The sequence below is a fragment of the Peribacillus tepidiphilus genome (assembly GCF_009466385.1).
In the GTDB taxonomy this organism is placed as follows: domain Bacteria; phylum Bacillota; class Bacilli; order Bacillales; family DSM-1321; genus Bacillus_BN; species Bacillus_BN tepidiphilus.
This window is the reverse complement of the sequence record NZ_WIAQ01000029.1, coordinates 1-16,006: the sequence shown is the minus strand read 5'-3', so window position 1 is coordinate 16,006 and position 16,006 is coordinate 1. Positions and strand designations below refer to the sequence as shown.

12 protein-coding genes are annotated in these 16,006 nt (G+C 37.8%); 4 read left to right on the top strand and 8 right to left on the bottom strand.

Annotated features, from left to right (window positions below; genetic code table 11):
- Positions 1 to 436: 436 nt before the first annotated feature.
- Positions 437 to 1,888, top strand: a complete 1,452-nt coding sequence (gene katA / locus GD441_RS14065; protein ID WP_153127066.1) for a catalase KatA — start codon at positions 437 to 439, stop codon at positions 1,886 to 1,888.
- A gap of 231 nt (positions 1,889 to 2,119) precedes the next feature.
- On the opposite strand, the gene GD441_RS14060 is transcribed toward katA, so the two are convergent.
- Positions 2,120 to 3,697 (bottom strand): SagB family peptide dehydrogenase, encoded by a 1,578-nt coding sequence (locus GD441_RS14060; RefSeq protein WP_153127065.1) that lies wholly within the window; start codon positions 3,695 to 3,697, stop codon positions 2,120 to 2,122.
- Positions 3,698 to 3,719: 22 nt separating this feature from the next.
- Positions 3,720 to 5,663 (bottom strand): TOMM precursor leader peptide-binding protein, encoded by a 1,944-nt coding sequence (locus GD441_RS14055; RefSeq protein ID WP_153127064.1) that lies wholly within the window; start codon positions 5,661 to 5,663, stop codon positions 3,720 to 3,722.
- A 324-nt stretch (positions 5,664 to 5,987) separates the two neighbouring features.
- Between GD441_RS14055 and GD441_RS14050 the strand changes: the two genes are divergently transcribed.
- Positions 5,988 to 6,551 carry an FAD-dependent oxidoreductase gene (locus tag GD441_RS14050; RefSeq protein WP_153127063.1) on the top strand — a complete coding sequence of 188 codons (564 nt, stop codon included), beginning with the start codon at positions 5,988 to 5,990 and terminating at the stop codon, positions 6,549 to 6,551.
- 189 nt (positions 6,552 to 6,740) lie between these two features.
- Here the strand turns inward: GD441_RS14050 and GD441_RS14045 are convergent, their stop codons facing one another.
- Positions 6,741 to 7,013, bottom strand: coding sequence for a phage holin (locus tag GD441_RS14045; RefSeq protein ID WP_153127062.1), 273 nt, complete (start codon positions 7,011 to 7,013; stop codon positions 6,741 to 6,743).
- 472 nt (positions 7,014 to 7,485) lie between these two features.
- On the opposite strand from GD441_RS14045, the gene GD441_RS14040 reads away from it, so the two are divergent.
- On the top strand, positions 7,486 to 7,746 hold the full coding sequence (locus GD441_RS14040; protein ID WP_153127061.1) for an alpha/beta-type small acid-soluble spore protein: 261 nt from the start codon (positions 7,486 to 7,488) through the stop codon (positions 7,744 to 7,746).
- Between the two features lie 111 nt (positions 7,747 to 7,857).
- On the opposite strand, the gene GD441_RS14035 is transcribed toward GD441_RS14040, so the two are convergent.
- The 5 genes from GD441_RS14035 to GD441_RS14015 form a co-directional block, all read right to left on the bottom strand.
- Positions 7,858 to 9,420 (bottom strand): fatty acid--CoA ligase, encoded by a 1,563-nt coding sequence (locus GD441_RS14035; protein WP_153127060.1) that lies wholly within the window; start codon positions 9,418 to 9,420, stop codon positions 7,858 to 7,860.
- 402 nt (positions 9,421 to 9,822) lie between these two features.
- The gene (locus tag GD441_RS14030; RefSeq protein WP_153127059.1) at positions 9,823 to 12,717 is read right to left on the bottom strand and encodes a DEAD/DEAH box helicase; all 2,895 of its coding nucleotides are present in this window, start codon (positions 12,715 to 12,717) and stop codon (positions 9,823 to 9,825) included.
- Between the two features lie 126 nt (positions 12,718 to 12,843).
- A complete protein-coding gene (locus GD441_RS14025) occupies positions 12,844 to 13,239 on the bottom strand; it encodes a (deoxy)nucleoside triphosphate pyrophosphohydrolase (protein ID WP_153127058.1) in 396 nt (131 codons plus the stop codon).
- A gap of 434 nt (positions 13,240 to 13,673) precedes the next feature.
- Positions 13,674 to 14,069, bottom strand: coding sequence for a VOC family protein (locus GD441_RS14020; protein ID WP_153127057.1), 396 nt, complete (start codon positions 14,067 to 14,069; stop codon positions 13,674 to 13,676).
- A 303-nt stretch (positions 14,070 to 14,372) separates the two neighbouring features.
- On the bottom strand, positions 14,373 to 14,798 hold the full coding sequence (locus GD441_RS14015) for an SRPBCC family protein (RefSeq protein WP_225434247.1): 426 nt from the start codon (positions 14,796 to 14,798) through the stop codon (positions 14,373 to 14,375).
- 167 nt (positions 14,799 to 14,965) lie between these two features.
- Here GD441_RS14015 and GD441_RS14010 point away from each other — a divergent pair, with 167 nt between their 5' ends.
- A complete protein-coding gene (locus GD441_RS14010) occupies positions 14,966 to 15,874 on the top strand; it encodes a nuclease-related domain-containing protein (protein WP_153127055.1) in 909 nt (302 codons plus the stop codon).
- Positions 15,875 to 16,006 lie beyond the last annotated feature (132 nt).

Below are 16,006 nucleotides of genomic sequence, written 5' to 3'. Positions count from 1 at the left end.
TCAGATAATAATACATCGCACTTTTTGGACGCTTATTTTTTTAAGATTTTATTGGAAATAGAAAGGAATATAGACAGTAGCAATGCTTTTTTTTACCATTTACATATGTACATATGCTCCCCACGGCCATAACTTTGACTCTTTCTTATCTAGTAAATTCTCGACAAAAATTATCAAACTCCGGGGAGTGCTGCCGTGAAAATTATGGTTCTAATTCTCATTTAAAGAATTATAGATAAATAGACAGCTTTAAATAATAAAAAAATTCCTACTTCATTGAGATCTTTCGGATCAAGATTCCACAATATGAGCAATATAAATTTTTTAAATTATCTATTTAATTATAATTATTATAAAAAAATATTGATTTTTTATTTACAAGTGATATCATTTAAATAAAATGATTTAGAAAAATTTTCATGAGGTGATTCGGTATATGACGAACAACAAGCTTACCACTAGCTGGGGAGCCCCAGTTGGCGACAACCAAAATTCCATGACGGCTGGTCATCGTGGTCCAACCTTAATTCAAGATGTCCACCTTCTAGAGAAATTAGCGCATTTCAACAGAGAACGTGTTCCTGAGCGTGTAGTTCATGCTAAGGGTGCAGGAGCACACGGATATTTTGAAGTAACAAATGATTTAACTAATTTTACAAAGGCAAATTTCTTATCTAAAGTAGGAAAACGTACTCCAGTTTTTGTTCGTTTTTCGACAGTAGCTGGTGAGCTTGGTTCTGCCGACACTGTACGTGATCCCCGTGGATTTGCCGTAAAATTCTACACAGAACAAGGAAACTATGACCTAGTTGGAAACAACACTCCTGTATTCTTTATTCGTGATGCGATTAAATTCCCTGATTTTATCCATACACAAAAGAGAGATCCAAAAACTCACTTGAAAAATCCAACAGCTGTATGGGATTTCTGGTCTCTATCACCTGAATCTTTACATCAAGTAACGATATTAATGTCTGACCGAGGAATTCCTGCAACATTTCGCCACATGAATGGCTACGGTAGTCATACGTTCAAGTGGGTAAATGAGCAAGGTGAAGGCGTTTGGGTTAAATATCATTTCAAAACAGAACAAGGCATTAAAAACCTTGATGTAAATCTTGCTGCCAAACTTGCTGGAGAAAATCCTGATTACCATACTGAGGATTTATTTAATGCTATAGAAAACGGTGATTTCCCTGCTTGGAAGCTTTATGTACAAATCATGCCGTTAGAAGATGCTAATACTTATCGCTTTGATCCATTCGATGTAACGAAAGTTTGGTCTCAGAAAGACTATCCACTAATCGAAGTTGGTCGAATGGTATTAAATAAAAATCCAGAAAACTACTTTGCTGAAGTTGAACAAGCAACATTCTCACCTGGAGCATTTGTACCTGGTATCGAAGCGTCTCCGGACAAAATGCTGCAAGGACGTCTTTTTGCATACTCAGATGCTCATCGTTACCGTGTTGGAGCCAACCATAATGCTCTTCCAATCAATCGGCCAAAAGCAGAAGTGAATAATTACCAGCGCGATGGACAAATGCGATTTGATCGGAACGGCGGCGGCTCTGTATATTACGAACCGAACAGCTTTGGCGGACCGAAAGAATCACCTGAAAACAAACCAGTAGCTTTTTCTGTATCTGGCGTAGCCGACAGCGTAGCCTATGATCATAATGACCACTATACTCAAGCAGGCGATTTATACCGCCTATTAAGTGAAGAAGAACGTGCACGACTCGTGCAAAATATCGTTGACGCCATGAAGCCTGTAACATTAGAAGAAATTAAACTGCGTCAAATCCAACACTTCTACAAAGCAGACCCTGAATATGGCAAACGTGTCGCAGAAGGCCTCGGCCTATCCTTACCACAAGAGGTTTAATGGTTAATCTAGTGCATAGACTATAACTATTGATTCGTGAGAAATTCATAAAATAGGTTTCATTTAAGGAAAAAGAGTCAGCCCCTCACTACTTTCATGTAATGAGGGGCTGACTCTATTAACTTAAAAAAAGGTGTCAGTCACCACAGAAAGACATTTGTCCACGAATGGTGTCAGACACCGCAAAAAGACATTTGCCCACGAGCGGTGCCAGACACCCGATGCTGGAACTTAGCTATGCAAGCTTCCCCTCAACCAAGGACGATTTCGATAGTGGCCGATCGGGATCTTAATGAGGCTCGTTTTTCCTTGTGATTCCATCTTGTAAATTTCATCACACAAGTTCGTATTATACCCAAGAAGCGGGTGTCCCCCCATCCCAATTGCTGACGCTACTAACAATAATCGCTGTACGAGCATACCAGCTTCCATTTGTTGGATGCGATATCCTCTATATCCCAATTGGGTTTTGAAGTGATCCATGTCCCCTCCTACATGTAGGCAGAGCGGCACTTGAAGCAAATTCACATTATCCCCAGACAGTCCGTATTGTAACCGGAGTCGATGATCGCCCAGATATACCGCTCGTAGTTCATGAGCAGTACTATTATAAAAATAAGCCCCATTTGGAATATCTTCAACATTATATAAGCAGCCATAGAGTGAGACTCGGGAGGCATGCTTTTCTTGTGCTTCATCTATATCATTTAGATAAGAGAAGGAAGCCGTCGCCTCCTGAAGCAGAGTGGCCAGCTGCATTTGACTTATCTTTCCCAAAACGAAATCCATGTCTGGTGAAAATCTCTTTCGGCAGATCGATGCCAGATCATAAGACAGCCGCTTAACGTGAGGTAGAGTTACAGCTTGCCCCTCAAAATTTATACTTTCCTTTGCTTTCATCTTCCATAACGATTGCGTTGATTCCAGCATGGATGCTTCATTCATTTTAGTTATCATCGGATACTCGATAATCCTCCGTGATCGGACGTAGTGATTAGTCTGAATTGCTGTCAACTCTTGGCATAATTCAGTGGCAGTGCTAATCTCTTCAATATCACACCCATTAGTAAACAAGTCTGTCGTATTCTCCGATAGAGGGATAACCGCATACACGCTTTCCTCCTGTTCGGATAGCCCAAGCAGATGGTTGATTGCCCGATCAAGAAATTGAAAGTACACCCCTGCTGCGAAGCCAAATTGTTTCGAAACTTCTAGTAGCTGTCCAATCACCACACCGGTATCCAACCCTTGTAGACGGTAGGCAAAGTTATGGTATTTAAAAAAATTTTTCCAAAACATGGTCGATACAAAAACCGTCCCAAAACAAGTGGATACGTCACATCGATTACCAAGAGCTCTGGTTATATATGAATCGAAATTGCCTTCTCGCAACATCACTAATTGGTGATGTGCTGCATCATAGTGGTACACCCCAGCAGGCGAATTCTCCAACTTCAGATACACGTACAATTCATTGGGATACAATGCTCCACCGGAAGGAACAAACCTTCGAAAAGAGTGTATTAGGTCAACCGCTTGTTCTGTGGAATTGAAGGGAAAAACTGACTCGCTAATTTGAGTAAGGCCGAATACATACCAAAGAAAATGGCCGATTGTGCTAAGGTCACGCTTTAGGATTGCTCCCTGCCCTTCAAGGGTCAGCGGTACTTCCAGAGAAAAAGGGATCACAGGCAAACCTCTGTAGAGTTTATACGGAAGCGGGCCATCTTCCCAATTTACTTCCCAATCTGATGGGCTTGCCATGCCCTTGTCAACATGTAGATTGTTCAGAAACTCATCTAGACTCATCTTTCTACCTCCTAGTCACCGCTTATGGAAACGGATGCGGATGTGGATTGAGCTTTTCAAGGGTCAACGGTTGTTTTGCATAGCCTAGTTCCATCGGTACCCTCAACACCCTCTCCAGCCCTGTTACGCGGGTTAGATGATGTCCAAATGTCATTGGCAGCATCCCTGGAATCAGTACTTTCACGCAATACAGTCCATTTCTAGAGATTTCCAATGACGTCTGATCCACTACAATCACATCGAGGTCCAATTTGCGAAACACTTGAAGAATGTCCTGTAGATCATCGGTCAGGTCAGTATGCCTCTTTTTCCACTTGATTTCATCTTCAAACGTTCGCCACGGACGATGATCGTCCAGCAAAAACTGCAGTCGCTCTTCCGCTTCCGGCAAACCGTACAGCATACCATGATCATCCATCTTCTGTACTAAGGAAGAATCATGCAACATTCGCCTATATTCCTCACGGTTTGTCTCCAATTTTTCGTCAAGCGTTAACATCATGCCAGCCAACTCGTGAACTGCGCTTTTCACAGCCCGTACCGGGTCCAGATGAGCTCCGGCCGCACAGATAATATTTAATCCCTTTTGCTTCCTGTTCTTTGCCAACGCAAAAACGCTTGGAATTCCGTGCTCCATGGTCGAATTAAAAAAGTGCAGATCATATCCTGCCACTGCCCTTACTCGGTCGATCATCAACTCCAATTCCTGGTCTTTCGCCGAATAAGGATCAAGACGAGGAAGAGTCAACTGAGCGTACCAAGTCATTAGGAATGAATCACGCTCCACCACTTCTAAAATACCGTAGAATATGGCCTCCTCCAAACTTCCACCTAACGCACAGCCGTTGGACGTTTCATAGACATATCCCTGGCCGCAGCCCAAGCTGTAATAGGCAAGCAGCTCTGGAACAAGAACCGGGCGCTCCTCTAAAAACGAATAGCCCCATACCCAATTCATTGGGCGGTCGGGATGAAACGGTTTAAATGGAAAATTAGGCCGTGCATACTGTTCCATCGAATGTACCCCTACTTTGAGAGGATTGAGAGCTTGATCTTCCAAGTTTCGGAAACTATCATAGACCACGGTTCGTTTGCCACGGGCTGCCAGACCGCAGGATCTTTCTAATCCTTCCAAAATGGCAGTCAACTCACTTTTTGCATATGAATGAGTACGACCTGCTGTTCCCTCATCCCCCGTGAACAATGGGAGGTTTACGATTACATCAGCGAATGGCGGAACGAAATCATACATTTTACCATTCAAGAATCCAGTCTGGTAATCTAGATACTCTTGAACTAGAACCTTACCCAAGTCATCCATTGAACGGCAGCGAAAATGATCTGAACCAATCTTCGGACTTGGGTGCAGAGAAATTTGAGCCATTTCCGCCGAATCGTCGGCTAATTGGCCACAAACAGGACACAATGAGTCAGGAATAAAGGAATGCCATGAACTCTTCAGTGTTTTCAGGTTTATTAAAAATACTCTCCCCTCCGAGTGGGCAAAACTGCCTTTCAGCACCCTCTGTACCTCAGCCCCGATCAAGTAAGTCATCTGCAAAAGTCCTGTGCACGATGCCCAAGCATCACTAGATATTTCTCCTCGTAAGGCTAGCATTTGTTGGATCTCCCACATATCTTTACGGTCTCTTCCTGCCATAAGGCGTCGCATGTCAGCACATTGGGAGCACCCTTGTGTATCTGGACGAACGCATGGTCCGAGCACGCCCACACCAAATGATACAAATCCTCGCAGCCAAGGGATGCCCCTTGGTCGTAATACCTCTTCCGCCTTTTTATGAACAGAGGGATTCCAGCCATCGTGCAACACAAGAACCAATTCAGTCGCTTCAGGTACTCCTGCCTCGAAATCGGTGCGACGAACGACCTTGTATTGGGTAGACAGTTCTTCACTCATCTTATGTGCCAGCCATCCTTCTCCAACAACCATCACGACAGCACTCAAAAGGATTCCTCCTCTCGTAGCAATACACCAAAGACCCCTGCTAGTGCCTCTTTCAAAAATGGTTCTAGATTTAGTTCGAAGACCAAGAGCCGCTTCCTGTTCTGAACTAAGACCTGCAAAGCGGACTTCAAGACCTAGCCTATCTTTATACTGGAGTCCTACATAACAAGGTCAACTGGCGTCAAGCGCTATAGCCTTCATGTTAGCTCTCTAATTAAGAAGATTGTTGGTTCAATGAAAAGCCACAAGCATATTTCAAGACATATTTCTTTTTGTTTGCTAAAATTTGAAATGTTAAAAATTTTTTTGGAGGAGTAATATTCTATGTATGATCTAATTATCGTAGGTGCTGGTCCAGCGGGTGCAAGTGCTGCTCTTTTTGCTGCAAAGGCCGGTAAAAAAACACTAGTTATTGATCAAGATAAGAGTATGACAAAGCGTGCATGGATTGAGAACCATTATGGAATAATGGAGATTACGGGTCCCGAACTTGTAGACATCGGAAAAGAACAGGCGAAGAAATTTGGAGCTGAAATCATCCAATCAGAAGCTATCCATATTGAAAAACTAAGTGAAGGCTTCCGCTTAGAAACTGAAAACGATCAGTACGAAGCAAAGTATATTCTTTTAGCTACAGGCCCTTCAGTTGAGTTAGCAGAAAAAATAGGAGTGAAAACAAAAGATGGCTCAGAACCACGTATTAAAACCGTCATTGATGTTGATCCATCAGGTAGAACGAATATTGAAGGTATTTGGGCAGCTGGAACTTGTGCAGGCGTAAGCGTACATACCATTATTACAGCGGGTGACGGTGCAAAAGTGGCGATCAACATAATCAGTGAGTTGAACGGTGCACGCTATGTGGATCACGATGTGTTAAAACCATAAAAAATTCAATTTATTATACAGAATATTATAGTGCTACCCTTCTCTTTCCCTTGGGTTAGGTACTTGTATTCATATGAAGATTGGGTACATTAAAAAAATTCCCGCGATTAACAATGAATCGTGGGAATTTTTCTTATTATTAAATTTTAAACTATGGAAGAAAGTTCAAAACTAATTTTATAAGGTTACTTACAAAGGTTTATTGTATTGTTTTGCACGCACACTGTCCTGTATTCCTTTAGTAGTAGGGTCAATCACGCTACCAATTCCGAAGAAGGTAAGAGCGATAAAGTTAACAATACCTAACAATCCCTGCAACGCGTCATCGGTAATTGTAAATCCAATTGGCTGAATATAGGTATTGATAAATGCTGCAATCATTTGAGCAAGAAATAATATCCCAGGAATAAATGACGTAAAAATAAACGTTGGATTTTTAAAGCGTACTTTCCAGTTAATCATGTTTACACCAGCTTTCTTTTTTCTATGGATTTACCTTTTCAATCTGCTTAATTATACAAATCCAAATATCCTTTGTAGATGTCTTTAGGAACATGCAGATTGAAATTGCTTTCCTTCATGGATATACTATGCTGCTTGTCTAGCTTGGTTCAGGCTTATGATAGATAGACAATAATTTTTTTCAAATAATTCTAGTTTAATTTGTTCTCTCTTATTCTTAGGATGCTCAGCTTTGAAGGACATCCTATGGGCCTTATTGATATAAAATCTTATGGGGGCTTCCGAACAACTTTTTTGATAGTAAATGATCCTATCTACCCTAATAAAATAAAAACTACTCTCTTTGTTTACATAATATTTTTATATTAAATTAGATCAATAGATCTATTCATGCATTAATGCATAGTATTTCATAAAATGAATGCTATTTTCCCTCTATCTGGGGTAATCCTACTATAAAGGAGGGATAAAGATGGCAAGAAAAAATCGAAATAAGATCCTTGTTCCTGAAGCACGAAAAGGCTTAGACGAATTAAAAGCTAGAGTTGCCCATACTAACAGTCCAGAAGACGCAAAATTTGAAGCGGCTAAAGAGGTCAATATACCTCTGAAAAAAGGCTATAATGGTCTACTTACATCTCAACAGGCTGGAAAAGTCGGCGGAAGATTAGGTGGAAGTATGGTTAAGGAGCTTATTAGGATGGCTCAAGAAAAATTAAACAAGAAATCTTAAAAATTTTTCGTACGAATGACAAACCCTAATGAAAGAAACGATTTCAAGTTTCAATCATTAGGTTTTTGTCATTTTCCTACTTATAACTATTTTTAGGTGCCTGTGGCATCGTTAACTCTTCGTAATGATATCCTCTAGCTGTTTTCGAAGCACAAACTTTTGAATTTTTCCGCTTGCATTTCGAGGTAATACGTCACAGAATATATATCTTCTCGGTCTTTTATAATTGGCTAGCTCTTCACTGTTTTTACAAAGTTCATCAAGCTCTTTCTCTGTTAAGGATGCATCCTTTTTCACGACAAACGCCGTTACCAGCTCTCCCCAGCGGTCATCTGGCTGTCCGATTACTGCCACATCTAAGACTCCGCTATGTGTATATAATACATCCTCTACTTCACGTGGATAAATGTTCTCACCGCCACTGATAATCATGTCATCCACTCTGTCTTTTACCCATAGATAGCCCTCATCATCGAGATAGCCGATGTCTCCTGAATGGTACCAGCCTTTATACATCGCTTTCTCTGTTGCTTCTGCCTGATTAAAATAACCGCTCATCAAACATGGGCCTTTTACAAGAATTTCACCTGTTTCTCCTGTTGGTACGGTATCATCTGGATCAGAAGGACCGTCTTCCTTAGGACGCACGATTCGAATTTCATGGTTTAAACACGCTTGGCCGGCAGACCCTGCTTTCCTAATCTGGTCGTCTTCTGATAAGAAAGTAATGGCCGGCCCCATTTCTGTCATTCCATATGCTTGAACAAGTGAAATACCTAATTTGTCGTGGCAGGCATACACAAGGGCAGGTGCCATTGGAGCTGCTCCGTATAGTCCCATCTTCAAACTATCTAGGTTATAGCTCTTCAAATCTTCCTGTAGGAGCATATTCCACATCGTAGGTGCTGCAAAAAATTTAGTGATTTTTTCTTCCGTAATTAGCCGGAGAACTTCTTTTGGCTCAAAATGGTGTAGGATTGTATTTTTCGCTCCAATATGGACACGAGGAAGAAAAGCACAATGGAGTTCAGCACAATGAAACATCGGGGCTGTTACTAACCCGTTGTCATTGGCATGGAGCTTTGTTGCACCAATTACAATTAAACTCTGCTCAACCATATCCCTGTGACGGTGAACAACACCCTTTGGCTTTCCTGTCGTACCACTTGTGTACATGATCGCATAAATATCATTTTCATGAATGTCTGCTTCTATTTCTGTTTTTGGAGAAGTAGCAACTCTATTCTTGTAGCATTCTGCGTATGCCGGCACTTCTTCATCAATAAACCAGTAGGATGTATGAGTAAAACGATTGGCAATTGCTGTGATGTTCGATTCGAGCATTTGTTCAAATAAAACGACCTTCGGTTTAGCATCCTGTAAAATGTATGCTACTTCCTCTGACATCAATCGAAAGTTAATAGGATTAAAAATTGCCCCTATTTTGGCACATGCGAAAAAAGCAGTTGCCAGCTCCTCCGTATTAAAAAGGTAAGTGGATACACGGTCTCCCTTTCTTACTCCTTCATTTAAAAGAGCATTGGCCAGCTTATTTACCTGAGTGCTCCATTCTTTATACGTATATCGAAGGTTTTTCCTTACATCGTATAACGCTTCTTTATTCGGAAATCTCGCTACTGTTAAATCAAATATTTTCCCAATTGTAATGGTCAATCTTCATTCCTCCTCCGTTTTAAATCAAAGCACTCAATCATTGTAGTAATTACCAGTACATTAAAAAAACGCATTGATCGGTCTTTTCATTGGCTCACTTTTCATCCCCCTTTATCATCTATTAACTACATTGCACAATAAATATTTGTTATTTTTAGAATATTATGAATAAAAAAGACGATTCATTCCCTTGTCCAACAAAAAACGATATAGCAATGATCGAAGTTCAGCTATTCTCCCCCGAAAATGGTGTCAGTCACCACAGAAAGACATTTGTCCACGTGCGGTGCCTGACACCCGAAACATTGAAAAAGAAGAGCCGTATTTCGACTCTTCTTATCTGGAAATCTTCTGAGGAAATCTTCTGACAAAATCTATTGACATTCGGGAGCTCCTGTCCCTTCAATCATTCTTTATATAGTGATAAAGTGTATTTTTAATGGATTGTTCCATAACCATGTTCATTTGGACAACTGGAAGTTCTTTTCCATTTTTATCGATCATTTTTTCTTGTCGAACGCTATTTTTATCTGGGCTTGCTTTCCCTAAATAGTAAAAGTCGGTTCCTTCATCGTCATCTTTTTTTACAAAAATATGAATGTCAATGTTATTTTCTTCTGCCTCAATAATTTTTTGAACTTCTTCTGATTGCAATGTTCTATTACTTCTTGTATACCATTTAAGAACTTCTTGACTAAGAAATTCATCACCATAATTCACGCTGGATTCAACATCATCATTTTTATGATACGTAATAAAGATTGGGCAAGTATGGTGTTTTGTTTTATAGCCATATATGGTTGAGCTTTCGTCACTGTTCCAATTCAATAGTTTACAAGCATCTTTCCTAGAATATTTTTTATACAACGTAAGTTTTTGATTACATTCATAGTGTTTGTTCTTTTCCTTAGCACTTTGAACAATGTCGGTGAGCAATTTTCTGAAGTATGTATTATGATTCATACTTTTACGAATCGATTCATTAAACCGATAATGTTGATCTTCATGCAAGCTAACGATTGGCATTTGTCCGTACTTCTTTTGATAGCTTTGTGTAAAAAAGGACAAATCAAAAATACGTTGAACGGAAGCAATTGTAGCTTCATCTATGACACAATCAGAGTTGATTAAGGCATTGAGAAACTTCTTGTATTCAACTTTTTCTTGATGTAGTAATAAATCCAGCAAAATGATTTCATGTTTACGTTTTCCGTTCAATACTTCTAATGAGAGCATTGTCAAAACTTTATTTTCATATTCTGTTAGGATAGGAATTTCTTCTTTCATTTTTAATAAAAATTGATGATAGTTTGAATATGAATCCACTATGACAACAGGATCAATAGAATGATTCAATACAAAGTCATATAAATATGGGACTCTACCAATTCTATTTTTCAACTCGACATAAGCTTCTTTTAAGATTTTAAGTGATGTTAAATTACTATTATTAAGTGATTTAAAGATTTGCTTTTTGGCTATTTCTTCAAAGTTAATAGTTGAGACTCCCTTAATATAGCTTGTATCTTTCGTATGGCGACGGATATTGTCTTTGTTTAGCGATCTGTCTCCTGAAAGAGCAATCGGAATTAAATAGTTGTTTTTATAAATGCCGATAAAATCAATGATCGTTACGAATTCTTTTGATTCATGTTTACGGAGTCCTCGTCCAAGCTGCTGAATAAAAATAATGCTAGATTGAGTTTGCCTTAACATAACAACTTGATTAATGTTTGGGATATCAATTCCCTCATTAAAAATATCCACCGTTAAAATGTAATCAAGTAGCCCGTTTTCTAATTGGTTTACTCGGCGTTCTCTTTCTTCTTGAGAATCATCACCAGTTAATGCAACTGTGCGGAAACCTTTCTTGTTCAATACAAGAGATAGCTCTTTCGCTTCTTCTTTTCGACTGCAGAAAATTAACCCCTTTACCTTGTCTCCAGAAAAACCATAGTAATCCATTTTTTCAATGATATGATTTACACGCTCTTCAGTAACTAACTTAGACAAAACAGTAGTATCATCAATTGTCTCACCATCATATTCAAAGTCCGTTACTCCAAAGTAGTGAAAAGGACAAAGCATATCTTCTTCAAGTGCTTCTTGTAAACGAATTTCATAAGCAATATTGTAATCAAACAGTTCGTAAATATTAAAATCATCTGTACGCTCAGGCGTAGCAGTCATTCCCATCAAAAATTTTGGTTTGAAATAATTTAGTACTTTATGATAAGATTTGGCACCTGCTTTATGAACTTCATCTATTAATATATAATCAAACGTTTCAGGATCGAATTGAGATAAGTTTTCCTCTTTTGAGATAGTCTGAATTGTAGCAAATAAATACTTCGCATCTGTTTGTTTACTAGAACCCGACAATATCCCAAAGTCCTTTTCAAGACCACCAAGCACCTTTTTATAATCTGATTTTGCTTTATTTAATATTTGCTCTCTATGAACAATAAAGAGCATTCTTTTAGGCGCAAATCGTCTCACATCAAATGCTGAAAGATATGTTTTACCAGTTCCTGTTGCAGAAATAATTAAACCTTTATCTTTCCCAGCAGCTCGAACCGCTTGAATTTCATGCAATGCTGCTTGTTGCATTTTATTTGGTAAAATACTCAAAGCATCTTCAATGGAATTAGTATTATACTGGGCTGGTAATTCTATCAATCTATCTATTTCTCTATCGTTAATAACCTGAGTGTATGACTTTTCAAATTGCTCGATCCATTCTTCAGTCAAGCTTTGAGACTCTTCCCAAACATCTTCAAATTGATTTTTAAAATGATGGATGATTTCTCCGTTTTCATGGGAGGTTAATTTTACATTCCACTCATAATTCACTTTTAACGCATGTGCAGTTAAATTAGAGCTCCCCACAATTAAAGAATAATGAGTTTCGTGGTTAAATATATACCCCTTCGCATGGAAACCTTGTACATCTGTTAATCGCACTTCTACATTTTTAATTTTCAACAATTCTCTAAATACTTTAGGTTGATTAAAATTCAAAAATGTAGATGTAAGAATACGACCTTTAATCCCTTTTCGTTTAAGGTCAAGAAAATGAGATTTTAGAGTAGCAAGGCCACTTTCCGTAATAAAAGCCACCGAAAAAATAAAATCCTTACAATTTTCAAGTTCTTCCAGTAAAGATGTTAATACGTTTTCATTTTTCTTCGAATTATTGACTAACAGCTTAGGCTTGTAGCTTGCAGATTTACTATGAGATTGATCAATAAATCCCTTATATAAAGACTCTTTTAAATTCTCAACTAAATTCAGCACATGATCACCATTTATATCCAATTATATATAACCATTTTAATACTCACAGAAAGAAAAGTGCAATTAGATTATCAAAATAAAAAAGCTAATCACGTGTGTGAGTAGCTTGTTGTATTTTCTATGTAATTAATAAAGGATTTTTGATAATTTTTCAATGGCAGGAATATCTGCGGGTGCCCAATCTAATGATGGAAGCTCGTGTGGTGATAACCATCTGATTGAAACATGCTCTGTTAAAACAGGGGTTCCTTCAATAAGCTTACAATAAAAAGTTGTCAAATGAACAATACCAAAATCATATTCGTAAACTGTGTAATCGATTTGTTCACCAATTTCTACTTTACATTGCATTTCTTCATTAATTTCACGCCGTAATGCTTCTTGAGGTAATTCTCCTTCTTCTATTTTTCCACCTGGAAATTCCCACTTAAGAGGCAATGCTTTATCGGGACCTCTTTGCGCACATAAAATTTTACCGTTTTCAATGATTACTGCTCCAACGACATGAATGTGTTTTTTCATTGTGTCCTCCTCATGCAAAATCAATGGAATAGAAAATTTTTTTAATAAATTATAGGTAGTTTCTTCTATTATAACTTAATTTCATAAGTAGCTGGAAATCCTTTTGAGGTGTTGCTATTGATACACTACTTCCCAATAATCAGAATTCAAAATGGAATTTTTTCTGCAATATTCCTGCTACATATGTACATTAAAAAAGACGCCATCTTTATTAGAGGAAAGCACCCTTTAATAAAACAAGTAACTTCTCCTTTAAATGCTTATAATCAATGAACAGGGGGAAATCAATTATATGGGGCTTTCCGAAAAGGGTAACTTCATTAAAAATTGAAAGTCAAGAATGGTGATATATCAATATTCTTGAAACATAAAAAGGGGAATCCAAAAGCCAATAAAATTCGACTTATCGGACACCCCCTTCTCTCCATTATCATTTAGCTGGGGAGATTCAGTTGCCATGAAACGCCAAACTGATCGACAACCCAACCAAATTTTTTACTAAAGGAATAATCATCTAACGGCATTAGAACTTTTCCACCTTCAGATAAATTTTCATAAAGTCGGTTAATTTCTTCTTCCGTATCGCATGTAATAAACAAGGAAAACGAAGGTGTAAATGTAAATTCATGCTTAACATTACTATCGATACACATAAATTCCTGACCCTTTAATGAAAAAGTAGCTTTCTTAACACTTCCTTCTTCACCTGCTTCATTTGCTTCATAACGAGTTAAACTGGTTATTTCTGAATCCTCAATCAAAGACGTGTAATAATTCATAGCTTCTTCCGCGTTCCCTTGGAACATTAGGAATGGTGTAACTTTTTTCATTATGAATGAACTCCTTATTTTTCATATTTTTCTTACTCATTAATTGCTATACAATTTCTTTCAGATTGATCTGTTAAGGCTTTTGGATGTAACCGATAAAGTTTTTCTCTATCTACTTTTTGTCCACTAATAATTTTGCTTCTGATCGGTTATAATGATGCTTTACAATGGCTCTACAATTTATGGGAATAGGAGATGTTATTTCCGAAATAGGTAATTCGTTATAAGAAAGCAATCGTAGAACCTCTCAACTCGTTGGGTCATCATTAGCTTTAAAAATACACCATGCTTAACTGCAGGTACTTATCCTTCAACAACCTTTCGAAGTCGTTCATTCACAAGGTCTACCCAACCATTTTCCATTCTACCGCGAATAACCGAACTCTTCTCGTTTGCTTTTGGAAGAATCGTATCAGGGTTTTTCCAACCACTATGAATAAAAGTAAACTCCGTCTTGTCACCCAATTCTCTTAAAATAAACGAAACTATCCAACCCTCTGTATCCCATGAAAAGGAGAGCCGGTTTGGTTCATCAATTTCTAATACCTTGCAAGGAGATGGACCGAAAGGGGATTGTAAATGAAATTCGTGCCCTACTTTAGACTCAAAATCATTTGGCATGAACCAGGATGCAATTCCTTCAGAAGTTGATACTGCGTTCCATACTTTATGAATAGGTGCGTCAAAAATGACAGTTTGCTTTATATCCTGTAATGTTTCCAAGCTAATTCTCCTTCTTTTAAAAAAAATAATTTGATTTCTTTTTTTATAACATAACACCTTTTGGTATTATGTCAAAGTCTTATTCAAATGTTAAAAGAATATTCATATTCCTTGATTGGAATCTTGATAATTTTTTATAAAATAAGTTTAGAGATTAAGAAAGGAAGTGGCTTATGTTACTTAAAGGTCGATCTGAGTCGGATGAATTAAGGTCTATACGAAGTTTAAACACACGAATGGAATTATCTGAAAAGGAAAAAATCCACTATTTAAACCTTGAAAAAGGCTATGAAGGGGAGATTAAATTTGATCTGCTGGCAGAAAGTCTAAAAGGAGAAAAATATATCATAAATGACTTGCTGCTTGAAGTAAACAGCTCCTATTTTCAAATTGATACTTTGATTCTATCACAAGGAGTTATTCACCTTTTGGATATAAAAAATTTTCAAGGTGATTTCTACTTAGAATCGGACAAACTGTATGCTGTTACAACCGGTCGCGAGTATAAGAATCCGCTAGACCAGTTAAAAAGAAGTGCGACTTTATTCCGCCAACTCCTCCAAAACCTCAAGCAAAATTACCTAGTTGAAGCCTCCATTATCTTTATTAACCCTGAATTCACCTTATATCAAGCTCCACTGGACCAACCTATAATTTTACCAACACAAGTTAATCGTTTTTTAAGAGATTTAAATAATTCTTCGTATAAGTTAAATGATGGACACAAAAAACTGGCGCAAAAGTTAATTTCATTACATCAAACTAAAAATCCATTTACAGTATTGCCTCAATATAATTATGACCAGCTACAAAAGGGAATTTATTGCAAAACTTGTAAGTCTTTCCTAATTTCTAGGAAAAATAATGACTTTGTTTGTGGAAAGTGTGGAGGACATGAAAAGATTGAACTAGCAATTTTGCGGAATGTAGAGGAATTTAAGATGCTATTTCCTGATCGAAAGATTACTACCCAAAGTATTTATGAGTGGTGCAAGGTGGATTTAAATAAAAGGACAATTTGCAGGATTTTAAAGAAAAACTATACTACATATGGAAATACAAGAGATACTTATTATCACTAGTGTTGCATTAATTTAATTTTAATATTAAAAAGACTCACAATCTTCACTTATTTTATTTTGTGCAAAGAAAAAGTCCTTTATAATGGATAAGTCAGGTGGTAACCCGTCCAAATCCATTAATAAAGGACACAC

Bases quoted from the DNA above. Each gene is read 5' to 3' on its own strand.
- GD441_RS14020 (WP_153127057.1), bottom strand. From the start codon at position 14,069: ATGAAAAAAGTTACACCATTCCTAATGTTCCAAGGGAACGCGGAAGAA.
- katA (WP_153127066.1), top strand. From the start codon at position 437: ATGACGAACAACAAGCTTACCACTAGCTGGGGAGCCCCAGTTGGCGAC.
- GD441_RS14025 (WP_153127058.1), bottom strand. From the start codon at position 13,239: ATGAAAAAACACATTCATGTCGTTGGAGCAGTAATCATTGAAAACGGT.
- GD441_RS14040 (WP_153127061.1), top strand. From the start codon at position 7,486: ATGGCAAGAAAAAATCGAAATAAGATCCTTGTTCCTGAAGCACGAAAA.
- GD441_RS14050 (WP_153127063.1), top strand. From the start codon at position 5,988: ATGTATGATCTAATTATCGTAGGTGCTGGTCCAGCGGGTGCAAGTGCT.
- GD441_RS14060 (WP_153127065.1), bottom strand. From the start codon at position 3,697: ATGAGTCTAGATGAGTTTCTGAACAATCTACATGTTGACAAGGGCATG.
- GD441_RS14045 (WP_153127062.1), bottom strand. From the start codon at position 7,013: ATGATTAACTGGAAAGTACGCTTTAAAAATCCAACGTTTATTTTTACG.
- GD441_RS14010 (WP_153127055.1), top strand. From the start codon at position 14,966: ATGTTACTTAAAGGTCGATCTGAGTCGGATGAATTAAGGTCTATACGA.